Genomic DNA, 12,585 nt, shown 5'->3' with positions numbered 1-12,585 from the left:
TGACAGCAGGGAAAAGCCGGCAGATGCTTAGTTTTACTTAATTAAATGGGGCTGCGTTGAGTTGGTATTACTTAAGTCCCATGGAAAGAACGGATTGCTGTCGAGCTTTTAGCGAATGACGACTACGGCGCCGGGGCGAACCAGGTTCGGGAAGCGGGCCGCATCCCAATTGGCCAGCCGGATGCACCCTGCACTGCGAGCGCGGCCGATGGTTCGTGGATTATCTGTGCCATGGATCCCGATGCCTGACTTGGTCAGTCCGTTCCAGACCACGCCAATCGGGTTGTTAGGGCCGGGTGGGATGGCGAGGCCGGTTTTACTGCGAACTCCGGTATCTAACATTTGTTGGTCGTAGCGCCATTCGATGAGTTCGTAGCTATTTTTGAGGTTCCAGAACCCCTTGGGGATGAATTGGGTTTTTCCGGGGGTGATGGGAAAGCTGGCGATGAGTTTGGGTTGGGCGGCCTTGACGGTGACGGTATCGCCGTTGCTTTGCTCATTCGGAAGCTGAAGTTTGTAGATGAGGACCTGCTTGATCTGGGTATCGACGATGACGTGCCGGGCGCTCAGTTCTTCTGTTGTTTTATGGCTTCGACCACGTTTGAGGTTTTCAATCAGGAAGGGCTCGATATTGGGAACCTTCAGCACCGACCCTGGCTGGGCACCCCAGACGGCTTTTTTGCTATTCAGTTCAACCAGAAGGTCTTCGGAGGTATGGTAACGTTCGGCCATGAATTCGCCAATGCTTCGATAGTGCATGGCTTTGCGTTGTGCCTGGAGGGAGCGTTTATAGGGTAGGCTGGTATCCACGTAGTCGTTGACGGTCGATGGAACGATCGCAGTGGCATAGGTGACGGATACTTTTTCTTCGGCCTCCTTCAGCACACGGGTATCGGTTTGCTCCCTTCCTTTACTCAGGTTGTAGTTGGCGATGGCTTTCTGAGTGAAGGTGCCTGGTTTGCCGTCGATGATGCCCGGGCCAAAATGTTGTTGGTCGAGGTAGATCTGGAGTTTGACGGATGCCTCACCTTTGGGGGGAAGAGTGATCCCGCTATCGCTCAGGGTGCGGGAGGCCTTGTCCGTTTTTGAGGAGCTGCTCGCGGCCGGATCTTCTTCGATGACCACGGCTTTGGCCGGCGTTTTGGCTGGGTTTGTGGTTTCGGTGCTGCCCGGTGTCGGAGTGGCAGGGACAAGTGGGACCGCCTGAGCAAATAGGCTGCTGCTAAGGAAAATGGTGAAAAGCGTGGTTCGGATCATGTTTTCAGTCTGGGATAAGATGGCATCGTTGTCAGGCGCGTCAATGGAGAGGACCCGAAAATGGTTGTGCCAATGTTGTTGCGGTTCCCCGTTTGGATTTACTCCTCCGCATCGATGTATTCGGAGAGTTTTCCAGCAATGCTTGCAGGAACGACAGCTGTAAGAACCATATCATTGCCTTCATATTCCGTAGAAATGACTTTTGCCTCACGGTAAAGCATACCGGAGAGGTCTCCGCGGCTTTGTGGAATCCGATAACGTTGTGTCTGGACTCGGTCTGCCATCATCTTGGAGCAGAGCTTAAGGAGCTCTTCCATCCCCTGCCCTGTTTTGGCACTGACGGCAATCGTGTGATCAGCTTCAGGAAAGGAAACCTCCAGACCGGCCAGCTGAACCGGGTCGTCGAGAGCATCGATTTTATTCAAGACGACAAGCATCGGCTTGTCCCCCGCCCCCAGTTCTTCAAGCACCTCGATCGTGGTTTGGTAAAATTTGAGGACTTCAGGCGACGAGGCATCAAGCACATGGATAATGAAGTCGGCCAGGACGGCCTCTTCCAATGTAGCTTTGAAGGCTTCAACCAAGCGGTGTGGAAGATTGCGGACAAAGCCAACGGTATCGGTCAAGAGCAAGGCCTGACCATCGGGCAACTCAATGGAGCGGGTCGTCGTATCGAGGGTGGCAAACAGCATGTCTTCCGCCATGACATCGGCATCGGAAAGCCGGTTGAGCAGTGTGGATTTTCCAGCATTGGTATATCCGGCAATCGCTGCGCAGGGAGTCCCTTGTTTTTCGCGCTCTTTGCGTCGGGTGTTGCGCTGTTTGCGGACTTCCGCCAGTTCCCGTTTGCACTGGTCGATCCGTGTCCGGGCGAGCCGTCGATCCACTTCGATTTGCTGTTCTCCCATTCCCCGGGCAGCGCCACCCCCACCCTTGCCACCTCCGGCTCCCCCACCCTCGCGGTCGAGGTGACCCCACATCCTGGAAAGGCGCGGTAATGAATACTGCATCCTTGCAAGATCCACCTGTAGTCGGGCTTCGCGGGTATGAGCGCGCTTGGAAAAGATATCGAGAATGACTTCTTCGCGGTCAATGACACAGACCCCGGTGAGTTCCTCCCAGTTGCGTTGTTGTGACGGTAGAAAGGCGTTATCGAACACAATGCAGTCGCATTCATGGGCTTTGGCGAGATCTGCAATTTCCTGAGCCTTACCTGTTCCGCAGAGATAGCGTTTGTGAAGTGATCGGGTAAACACGAGCGCGGAGTCTATGACTCCGATCCCCAGGGTGTTGACCAGCTCGCCGAGCTCCGCCAACAGGGATTCCGCTTCATCCGCTTCACGGCGGTCATGACAGATACGTACGAGCAAGGCGCGCTCGACCATTTCCGGTTTGTCTCTAACCTCAAACATGCAGGTCATGCCATGCCTTACTTGCCCGTGAATGACAAGAGCCAATCAACAGCGCGAGGCGCGGTTTCGTTTCTTTTTGTCTTTTCGACTAGTCTGATGAGACCGGAACAATCAAGGAGGGAAACTTGGCTTTTCTCACGCAACCCTCAGCAACACTGCCTAGGAGTAGGCTTCCCAGGAAACCATGACCGTGCGAGCCGAGCACCAGAAGATCGGCATCCACTTCTTCCGCATATTCCAGAATGCTGTGTAGTGCTTGGCCTTGAAGAACGGCGGTTTCAATGCCCTTGATGTCGATTTCACTCGCAATACTCGTAAGTTTTCGCTCAGCGCGTTCGACGGATTCCTGCTGAACCTCCTGCATCGCAGGAAACTCGTCCGGTGAAAAACCGTAGGCCGCATAAGTCGGCTCGGCTTCGACCACATGAACCAGATGAAGCCCCTCACCCAGGGCTCTGGCGAGTTTGGTGGCTGCCTCAAGCACAGGCTTGGAAGCATCTGAAAAATCTATCCCTGCAACAATCGTTTTCATAGCAGTACACCTCTATCACAATTGATGCCACGGGACAATCAATATCGAATCTTACCGAGCGAAAAATTTCGATTGAGGGATGTTCTACGTTCCACGTGGAACATCAGCTTGTTGCACATGGATATTTCGAGTTTGAATCTTATGGTTTTAGGGCTACATACCCGGCGTGTTCACTTACCCCAAAAGTTATGATGTTCTTGTGATCGGAGCTGGTCACGCCGGTGTCGAAGCCGCCTTGGCTGCTGCCCGGCTCGGATGTTCGGTGGCGGTTCTGACCCAGAACATCGATACGGTTGGTGCGATGTCGTGCAACCCGGCCATCGGTGGTCTTGCCAAAGGACACATGGTCAGGGAAATTGATGCGCTCGGCGGGGCCATGGGCTTGAATACCGATGCAACCGGGATCCAATTTCGCATGCTCAATGCCAGTAAAGGACCATCGGTTCGGGCTCCTCGTGCGCAATGCGATAAAAAGGCGTATCAGTTCCGGATCAAACACCTACTGGAATCGACCGATGGCATTGACCTGCATCAGGGAAATGTTGCGGATATCCTGGTTGAAAACGATCAGGTGGTCGGGGTCAGTACTTCTTTACAGTTGCAGATAAGCGCCCGATCAGTGGTGCTCTCGGCAGGAACGTTCATGCGCGGGCTGATGCATGTTGGCATGAAGAATGAAGTCGGTGGTCGTATGGGTGATGCCACATCCACGGTGTCCGATGCTCTGCATCGACTTGGTTTCCAAGTGGAACGATTCAAAACGGGCACGCCTTGCCGGATCAATGGTCGGACGATTGATTTTTCCAAAACCGATCAACAAGAAGGTGATACTCCCCCACCCTTCTTCTCCTATATGGCGGATACGCTGGTCAAGCACCCTGATGATTTGCACACCCTCAATGGGAAAGCGAATGAGGATGATTTGACGTTCCACGTGGAACAAGTGCCCTGTCACATCACCTGGACCAGTCCTCAAACCCATGATATTATACGCAATAACCTCGATAAATCGCCTATGTATGCGGGTAAAATTGAAGGCCCGGGGCCGAGATATTGTCCGTCGATCGAGGATAAAGTGGTGAAGTTTGCCGAACGAGAGCGACATCAGGTGTTTTTGGAGCCGGAAGGTCGCCACACCCATGAATATTACATCAACGGGGTCTCCACGTCCCTTCCCTATGATGTGCAGTTGGACTTTATCCATTCGATTGCCGGACTGGAGCAGGCTCAGATTATGCGTCCCGGCTATGCAGTGGAATATGATTATTGTCCTCCGACTCAGTTGTCCCCCACCCTGGAGACCAAGCAGGTTTCGGGTCTTTATTTTGCGGGTCAGATCAATGGCACCTCTGGCTATGAAGAGGCGGCGGCCCAGGGTTTGATGGCGGGTTCGAATGCCGCATTCAAGGTGATGGGTCAGGCTGAGTTTGTCCTGAGGCGCGACCAAGCATACATCGGAGTGATGATCGACGATTTGGTGACCAAGGGAACGACCGAACCCTACCGGATGTTTACTTCGCGTGCGGAGTACCGACTGCTTTTGCGGCAGGATAATGCCGATCTACGACTCAGTCCTCTGGCTGCGGATATCGGCTTGGTATCTGGTTTGAGAGCTGAGCGATTGTGTGAGAAAACAAGCGCACTGGATGCTGCCAAGGCCTTGATCCCGACGATTTCGCATGAAGGTATCAAGCTGGATCATTGGTTCCGTCGCTCTGAAAACTCGTGGCGTTCACTGCCGAGGGAAATTCTTGAGCAGGCCCCTGCCCCCTTGTGGTCGCTTTTGGAGACCGACTTTAAATATGCTGGGCATTTGGAGCGTCAGCAGGCGCAAATCGAGCGACTTCAGCGTATGGAAGACAAGCGTATCCCGGACCATTTTGACTATGATGCGGTGCAAGGTCTCAAAGCGGAAGCGAGAAAACACCTGAATACCATCCGCCCAAAAACGATCGGTCAGGCGGGTCGCATCTCGGGAATCACCCCTGCTGATGTTGCGATTCTTGCCATCGCCTTGCGTAAATGAGGCCGATTTTTCTGCCTCACTTGGTCGATTTGAAAAAATTGGAAGCCCTTTACGAGTTGTTTCATGGAAAGCTTCAGCTAAATGCTAATTATTTAGCCTTTGTAAGGTGGCTTTTCAGCATCAGGGTTCAAAATACAAGATAGGGCCCCTATTTTTGTTTTAGCCCCAAAATGTAGTAAAAAGAGGCCTGAAAACCGTCTTTTTTGAATGGTCGCTTAACTTACTCATAATCAGTCGATTATCTTGGTTTTTGGGCGAATTTAAAGGGGTCAAGAATCAAACCGCCTGTCCTACCCCCCGTGAGGCGTTTAAAAAATGGATTCTCAGGGCCTTAAAAATAGCTCGAAAATGAGCATGTTTTTTCGAGATTTGGGTGCTGAGAGAAAAATCGATGTCTGCCCTGAATTTGGTCGCCTGATTTTTTGCTAAATGGGGATGCTGCCCATGTTGACTCAGCGATGACGAATTTGTGATTCTTGTGTTTCGGGCACCTCGACCAGGGAGAAGCAACGTCATAACAGAAATGGATCCGAAACCTTTATGAATCGCGCAGTCCACTTTCGGCCTTTTTGCATCTCGCATCAAATCATCGATTGCTTCGCCTGTTTTGAGAATGGTCGCAGTTGTTGAGAGCATTATACCATTTGATCAGTTAGATTGGCTGAATGGCACTGAAGGCTTTCGATTTTAACTAGGCGCAAGGAAGGCGCATAGCGGGCTATGCAACCGACGCGCAACAACGGTAAAATCTAAAAGATTCAGTGTCCTCTTACCATTCAGCTTGCTGACTGACTCATCATCTTAAACTCAAACCATTCTGCCAATTTAACTGGGAGAATGGTATTATACCAAATCGATACCGACGATCCAAGGTGAAGAGGCTGTCCTTATTGGTTTTTTTTACCTGTGCTGGCCCCATGAGGTACTGCGAGTGTGCCCTCCCCTGCCCCGACTGCTCCTTTCAGCCCTCTTGCTTGCATTTTGAACCGCTTGCGTCAGGATGAAGACATGAATCGCGAAATGATTGCCTGTGGTTTGGGTTTGTTTTCCTCTGTCTTTGTGTTGGCTGTGCCCGTATCTGCGGATGAGTCGTCCGCGGTGTCGGCACCGGAGAAGACGTCATTCGATCCGCAATGGGATCAGCTGAGAAACGACAACCAGAAAATGTTGAGTCGAGATCAGGCTAACAAACTATCCCAACAAATCCTATCAATTAAAACTAACAGGGAAAAAGAACTGCGAAAAAAGGAATTTGAATCCAAGGCCATTACCCTGGGAGGTAAGGTTTTAAAATATCAGTACCGGACCCTCGGTGAGAAGCCCGAAGGTGGCCATTCCCTTTATATTTCAATGCATGGAGGCGGAGGTGCTCCCGCGCGTGTGAATGACCAACAGTGGTCGAATCAAGTGAAGCTGTATACCCCGAAAGAAGGTATTATGCTCGCTCCCAGAGCCCCAACAGACACATGGGATCTCTGGCATTTGGCTCACATTGATAGAATGTTTGATCGATTGATAGACAACTTTATTTTGTTTGCTGACATCAACCCTAACAAGGTGTATATCGTGGGTTATTCAGCTGGTGGTGACGGGGTTTATCAGTTGGCTCCACGGATGGCAGACCGTTGGGCGGGAGCGGGTATGATGGCGGGTCACCCGGGCGATGCTCAGACGTATAATTTGTTGAACCTTCCCTATATCATTCAATGTGGAGGAAAGGATGCGGCATATAAACGCAACCAGTGGTGTGAGGCTTGGGGAAAGAAGCTGGATCAGTTGGCAAAGGCTGAGCCGGGCGCTTATCCGCACAAATGGATTGTGTATCCCCAGTATGGACATTGGATGAACCGTGAATGCCAGCAAGCCATCCCATGGTTGGCTAATCATACCCGAAATCCGTGGCCTAAAAAGGTGCAATGGTATCAGGACAATGTCACTCAGGAGCGTTTCTACTGGCTGGCCAATCCGGCGCCGAAAGCCAGGCAGATGTTGACGGCGGAAGTCGTGGGGCAGACGATCACCTTGAGTTTACCGAAGAGCGATGAGTTGCTTGACCCACCTGTGCTGGAGACTGAAAAGGTGGATCAGGGAAAGCCGTTTGAACCGATGGATTCTGTCACTTTACGCCTGTCCGACGCGTTGCTTGACCTTGATCAAGCAGTCACCGTGAAGTCCGGAGCGGGGGAGGTTTTGTTTCAGGGCAAGGTGAAGCGTAGCGTGGATGCCATGATTCGTTCGGTTGAGCAGCGCCTTGATGCGACCTCGATAGCTACAGCTGAGCTGTCGGTGAAACTGCGCTGATTGATTTTTCGCTGGTCAGCTCTGATGCAGGGTGCGATCAGCGCTCCAGTGTGGGCTCGAGCCAGAGCCCCCAGTCCGAGCGGTTGCCGTCACCTGCGTCTTCAACGATGAGTTCGAGGCTTTGTTTGCCACTGAGATCAACGTCGTAGGAGCTGAGGGTATTCGCGCGCATGATAGCTGAGCGCCAGAGCTCTTTGCCGTCGGCACGGATGATAAAACGCACACTGCCGGGTGAGTTTTGGGCGAGTCCGCACTGTCCTTTGAGTCGTTTCCATTGGCCAGCGAGTGCGTATTGGTGGCGGGCGGGAGCGTGGGCGTAAACGCCATGTTCGAAGGTTTGTCCGGATGCCTGGAGGATCATGCTGTCGCTGGGCATACGGTTGTAGAGTGGCTCTCCGTAGCCGTTTCTCACCTGGTCTGGTTCGGTGTCACCGAGTGCGATCGATTTTTTTTGTTTGCTGATGCTGGCAGGTTTGCCTTCGAGGTGTTGCTCGGCCAAGAGGCGTTTGGCGATGGTGGCGGCTTTGCTAACTTTGGAGCGGCTGAGTGATTCCAAGGCTTTTTTGCGTTGCTCCGGCTTTTTGTCGCGGTTTGCTTGTTGCACCTCGGAGAACATCATGGCGAAGTTCAGAGCATCGATGTGGGGTATGCCTTTGGAGTCAACGTAGTAATCGTAGCTGAACGGGCTGTACGGGCCGACGTGCGAGGAGGCATCGCCGTTGCAGTGCAGGATGACGAGTCGCAGTTGGGCCTTTTTACCGGCTTTGAGATCGGTGCAGTGGAGGGTGAAACGGCCTTGTTTGTCCGGGATGGCGGTGGCGGTGGTGGCGTCGTAATTTTTTCCGCCCTCGGGGTCACAGTAGGCGAGGATGGCGTAGGCCGGTGCCATGTTCTTCGGGGTGTGGATGCTGCCTGTAATGCTGAAGGATTTTTCACCGAATGCCGGATCATTGCGGGCTTGCAGATGGCTCAGGCTTGAGGTGGAGCGGGTTTCGATCTCTTGTCGGTGACCGGTGAAGAGTGGGTGGGTGGAGAGCCTCAGGCCGTTGGTCAGGGTGAGAAACGTACCTTTTCCCTCGCCGCGTAGGTCTTCGGCGTAGGTGTGGTTGCCGAGTCCCATCAAGGCGGTGCCCCAGCGTTGTTTTTCGTCGGCTCGAGCGCAACAATGGGGGAGTCCGAGGGCGTGGCCAAGTTCGTGGATGACGCCACCGCAAAAAATCGAGTTGTACTTGCCGATCGAGATGTGTCCGTATTGGCCGTCGTGGACTTTGGGCTCCTGTTTGGTCAGGTAGATGGGGTCGAGAATGGGTGAGTCCACCTGCCAGGCGCAGCCGTTTCTGGGGGTGCCACCAGCGTAGTAGGGGCTGTTTTGGGTGATGCGCTTTTTCTCCGGTGCCCAGTTCGACATATTACAGAACAGGACGATGGTTTCTTGATTTAGATCCAGTCCGGCTTTTTCCAAGGTGGGCCGGCACTCATCGCGAATTTCGTTTCCCGAGTTGTAGCGATAATGGGTGTAGGGGTGTTTGCCCTGAACTTCGTGAATGCGCAGCAGCTTGTCCTGATCGAGGTCGAGTGAGATGCTCATCGGGCCGAAGCCGAGTTTGTCCATCCCATTGGAATAAAATTTTCGGGCTTCCTGCATCACCCGGGTCAGACGTTCGCGATGTTTCGGCGCTGGTTGGCGGTCAGCGGGCGACCAATAGACGACGTGCACAGTTCGCTTCTCAGCCTTGGTGGATGCATTTTTCCATGAATCGATGATTTTTTTCGCCTGGGGGACTTTCTCTTTGATTTCTTGTTCAGGTGTAAAACTGGCGTGGGCGAGGGTGCCGAACATGGTCAGACAGGCAAGAGGCAAAGGAAATCGTAGCTTCATGGTGATGGATGTGGGATGCGGTGCTTGGTCTTTTTGGTGAGTGGAGTTCACGCGGTCCGGATGGCTTCAATGGCTGCAGCCATGTCCGGTGCGCAAAAGGTGGAAGAGCCGGCGACCAGAACGTTGGCACCAGCCTGGGTGGCGGGGACGGCCGTGCTGGCATCGATCCCGCCATCGACTTGAATCTGAAAGTTAAGCCCGCGCTGTTCACGGATACGGACAGCTTCTTCAATTTTAGGCATGACTTCATGCATGAAAGATTGCCCGCCGAAGCCGGGAACCACGGTCATGCAGAGCAGCATGTCAATCTGGTCGAGGTAGGGCAGGGCGTCATCGAGCGAGGTGGCGGGATTGATGGCGAGCCCAGCGTCACAGCCAGCTTCACGGATGCGCTCGAGCGTGTTGGCAACGTTGTGTTCCGATTCGGTGTGTACGGTGATCATGTTGGCTCCTGCGTCAATGAAGCGGGGCAGGTAGTGATCCGGACGGGAAATCATCAGGTGGACGTCGAGATAGATATCGGATGAGCGATTGATGGCATCGATGATGGCAGGGCCAAAGGAGATATTGTCGACAAAGTGGCCGTCCATGACGTCGAGGTGGAGCCAGTCGGCTCCTGACTCAATGGCACGTTGGGTTTCCTCACCGATACGGGAAAAATCAGCGGCGAGCAGAGAAGGAGCAATAATTCGTTTCATGGGTTAATTTTCGTAAGTTCGCCACAGCCGGCGATAGAGCCATTATGAAAAATTGGAAGAAGGAAACGAGGAGATATTGAACTATTTTCAGATTCCGGAGTCAGCGCTGATGACTCTGACGATGCCACTGTCGCGTTGCATGGGTTTCCGGGTTCGATTTGGGTTTGTTTGGTGGCGGATTTTTGTCACTCTTTGGTCGTGAGCGAGCAGTTTGACTATCAGTCCGATGATTATTTTATGCAATTGGCCTTACGCGAGGCTCAAAAGGCATACCGTGCCGAGGAGGTCCCGGTAGGGGCTGTGATTGTGCGTGAGGGTCAAGTGATTGCCCGGGCGTGGAACCAGGTTGAAACCCTGAAGGATGCAACGGCCCATGCGGAGATGTTGGCGTTGACCTCGGCCCAGAGTGCACTCGGGGACTGGCGGCTCGAAGGTTGCACTTTGTATGTAACAAAAGAACCCTGCCCGATGTGTGCCGGTGCGATTGTGCACTGCCGACCGGACCGTGTGGTGTTTGGTTGCCCTGATGCCAAGGGGGGCGCGGCGGGAGGTTGGATTAATTTGCTCGATGCCAATCCTCCCTTGAACCACCGCTGTGATTTGGCATCCGGGGTCTTGGGGGACGAGTGCCTGGGGATTTTGCAGAGCTTTTTTCGGGAAGCCCGTCAGCGCAAAAAAGAAGCCCGGGGAAGTTCGGAGACATCCCAGGGCTGAGTGGTGGTCGTCCGGGCATGGTGATTCAGCTGTGGATTTGAATCAATCGTAAACGTTGCGTCTGTGACCCACCTTGACAACAAGGACAATCAGAGTGTCATCCTTGATTTCACAAAGAATCTGGAAGTTTTTAATCCGGTAACGCCAGTATTCATCAAGACTTCCTTTGAGGGCTTTGCCATGTTGTCTAGGGTTGTCCGCCTCACAAACACGTTCATCAAGGAAACGTATGATTTTGCGGGCCGATTCGTGCCCGAGCTTTTTGAGTTCCTTACGGGCCCTGGACGTAAAACTATAATCCCAACTCACGTTTTATCTCTTTAGAGCTGTAAATGCGTCCTGGGTTTCTCGCTGATTCCGCAGCAAGATAGTAGTCCTCGAGGTCCTCGAGGTGCTGCTCTATGGCCTCACGGGCGTAGAAGGTCTTTGTTCTACCAGTCTTCTCTGCGAGCGCGGCAAGGCGTTTCTCGAGATCGGGTTTGAGTCGTATAGCAAGCGGAAAATAGAAGGATATCCACATTTTACACTTCAGCCGCCGTCATTTAGCTGATAGCAACTCAGATCGTTAATGGGCTTCATAGCGACATATTCGAGCAGTAAGTGTTTGCGAGAGGAGACACCTCTGAAAAATAGATCTGCTCCTACTCACATTTCGTCCGGGTTCTACTATTACGCATACAGGTATCTCGATCCAGTGATGGGAAGGCTTGCCCAGCCACAGGTTCGCATGGTTTGTCTTGTTCAGATTTTGGTTACAACTACTATAAAATCTGGAGAAATATTAAAAAAGTTATTAAGTGTAATGAAAAATATAGTATTATTTGTTTGGTTTTTGTTTGTTCAAATTTCACTTGGCGATCAAATACTGATTGGTCATTCAAGGATTGGAGGTGAATATTACGAAATGAGGTTGTCACGAGATATGATCCATAAAGGTGATACTTCGTTGTTGCTCACTAAGAAAATTCAAGAGAAATGTAAAAAGGCTTTAGCGAAAAAGTTTCCTGAAACCAAAAAATATTCTTTGGTTTGTAGCAGTATCTTGCATTACAAAGAGGGGAGTATATGTGTCTTTATCTTTGAGGGTGGATCTTTTCGTTCTTTTGATAGTCCAGGCTCCATTAAGGATAGTGCCTATGTATATTATAGTTTGAAAGGAGATGTTATTCTTCCCGGCCGAAGGAGAGGTGTCAGTCCTTGATTTTTGATTTTACAAAGGATCAAACGGTATGAACCGAGGACAGAAAGGGTCAGTCCGAGGATTGTGGATTCAAAATTGAGTGATGAAAACCTCAAACTTCAGGCTCAACTACTACGCATACAGGTATCTCGATCCGGTGACGGGGAGGTGGAAATCGAGAGATCCGATTGAAGAGCAAGGCGGAATTAATGTGTATGGAATGATTGATAACGATAGCATCAATTACTACGACGTGAAAGGGCTTGAAAGGCGTCCTAGATTTATTCCTCTTCCTCAGCCTCCTGGAGGTGGTAACGCAAACGTAAGGCCAGCTCCTCCCCAAAAAGTTCCCGGACCACCTAATCCTCCTTTCAATCCTAACGCAGGTATGATGTGGATTGCTTTAGCAGAGGCCATGATTGAGGTTGAGATTGATAAATGCTGTGTGGAGATGCTTCCAGATGGAGTTGCTCCCTTGCTGAGATATTTATTAGGCCCTTTACCGATTATAGAAGTCGCAGAAGGAAGCTCCACTGGTGGTGGAATGAACGGTGCGCGTGCAGCTGAGCAAAAAGCGGAGACTAAA

At 51.9% G+C, this 12,585-nt stretch carries 12 protein-coding genes; 5 read left to right on the top strand and 7 right to left on the bottom strand.

Features of this window, described 5'->3' with window-relative positions; genetic code table 11:
• Window positions 1–108: 108 nt before the first annotated feature.
• The 3 genes from HW115_RS04825 to HW115_RS04815 all read right to left on the bottom strand — a co-directional run bounded on the left by HW115_RS04825 (window position 109) and on the right by HW115_RS04815 (window position 3,201).
• The gene (locus HW115_RS04825) at window positions 109–1,257 is read right to left on the bottom strand and encodes a L,D-transpeptidase (protein ID WP_178931469.1); all 1,149 of its coding nucleotides are present in this window, start codon (window positions 1,255–1,257) and stop codon (window positions 109–111) included.
• A 98-nt stretch (window positions 1,258–1,355) separates the two neighbouring features.
• Window positions 1,356–2,669, bottom strand: a complete 1,314-nt coding sequence (gene hflX / locus HW115_RS04820) for a GTPase HflX (RefSeq protein ID WP_178931468.1) — start codon at window positions 2,667–2,669, stop codon at window positions 1,356–1,358.
• 88 nt (window positions 2,670–2,757) lie between these two features.
• On the bottom strand, window positions 2,758–3,201 hold the full coding sequence (locus HW115_RS04815) for a universal stress protein (RefSeq protein ID WP_178931467.1): 444 nt from the start codon (window positions 3,199–3,201) through the stop codon (window positions 2,758–2,760).
• Between the two features lie 166 nt (window positions 3,202–3,367).
• On the opposite strand from HW115_RS04815, the gene mnmG reads away from it, so the two are divergent.
• Window positions 3,368–5,227 carry a tRNA uridine-5-carboxymethylaminomethyl(34) synthesis enzyme MnmG gene (gene mnmG, locus HW115_RS04810; RefSeq protein ID WP_178931466.1) on the top strand — a complete coding sequence of 620 codons (1,860 nt, stop codon included), beginning with the start codon at window positions 3,368–3,370 and terminating at the stop codon, window positions 5,225–5,227.
• A 981-nt stretch (window positions 5,228–6,208) separates the two neighbouring features.
• Window positions 6,209–7,528: an alpha/beta hydrolase family protein gene (locus tag HW115_RS04805; RefSeq protein WP_227021288.1), complete on the top strand. Its 1,320-nt coding sequence runs from the start codon at window positions 6,209–6,211 to the stop codon at window positions 7,526–7,528.
• 37 nt (window positions 7,529–7,565) lie between these two features.
• Here the strand turns inward: HW115_RS04805 and HW115_RS04800 are convergent, their stop codons facing one another.
• Both HW115_RS04800 and rpe read right to left on the bottom strand, forming a co-directional pair.
• Window positions 7,566–9,407 carry an NPCBM/NEW2 domain-containing protein gene (locus HW115_RS04800; RefSeq protein ID WP_178931464.1) on the bottom strand — a complete coding sequence of 614 codons (1,842 nt, stop codon included), beginning with the start codon at window positions 9,405–9,407 and terminating at the stop codon, window positions 7,566–7,568.
• A gap of 47 nt (window positions 9,408–9,454) precedes the next feature.
• Window positions 9,455–10,105 carry a ribulose-phosphate 3-epimerase gene (rpe, locus tag HW115_RS04795; protein ID WP_178931463.1) on the bottom strand — a complete coding sequence of 217 codons (651 nt, stop codon included), beginning with the start codon at window positions 10,103–10,105 and terminating at the stop codon, window positions 9,455–9,457.
• 198 nt (window positions 10,106–10,303) lie between these two features.
• On the opposite strand from rpe, the gene tadA reads away from it, so the two are divergent.
• Window positions 10,304–10,819: a tRNA adenosine(34) deaminase TadA gene (gene tadA, locus HW115_RS04790; protein ID WP_319609275.1), complete on the top strand. Its 516-nt coding sequence runs from the start codon at window positions 10,304–10,306 to the stop codon at window positions 10,817–10,819.
• 42 nt (window positions 10,820–10,861) lie between these two features.
• Here the strand turns inward: tadA and HW115_RS04785 are convergent, their stop codons facing one another.
• Both HW115_RS04785 and relB read right to left on the bottom strand, forming a co-directional pair.
• Window positions 10,862–11,128, bottom strand: a complete 267-nt coding sequence (locus HW115_RS04785; RefSeq protein WP_178931462.1) for a type II toxin-antitoxin system RelE family toxin — start codon at window positions 11,126–11,128, stop codon at window positions 10,862–10,864.
• Window positions 11,112–11,339, bottom strand: a complete 228-nt coding sequence (relB, locus tag HW115_RS04780; protein WP_178931461.1) for a type II toxin-antitoxin system RelB family antitoxin — start codon at window positions 11,337–11,339, stop codon at window positions 11,112–11,114. Before relB ends, HW115_RS04785 begins: the two co-directional genes overlap by 17 nt.
• A 177-nt stretch (window positions 11,340–11,516) precedes the next feature.
• Here relB and HW115_RS04775 point away from each other — a divergent pair, with 177 nt between their 5' ends.
• The gene (locus tag HW115_RS04775) at window positions 11,517–12,020 is read left to right on the top strand and encodes a hypothetical protein (RefSeq protein WP_178931460.1); all 504 of its coding nucleotides are present in this window, start codon (window positions 11,517–11,519) and stop codon (window positions 12,018–12,020) included.
• An 82-nt stretch (window positions 12,021–12,102) separates the two neighbouring features.
• Window positions 12,103–12,585: RHS repeat-associated core domain-containing protein (locus HW115_RS04770; protein ID WP_227021287.1), on the top strand; the 483-nt coding region annotated here is incomplete at its 3' end.

The sequence above is a fragment of the Oceaniferula marina genome (assembly GCF_013391475.1).
GTDB classification, from domain to species: domain Bacteria; phylum Verrucomicrobiota; class Verrucomicrobiia; order Verrucomicrobiales; family Akkermansiaceae; genus Oceaniferula; species Oceaniferula marina.
The sequence above is the reverse complement of the archived record's forward strand: the minus strand, read 5'-3'. Positions and strand labels throughout refer to the sequence as shown.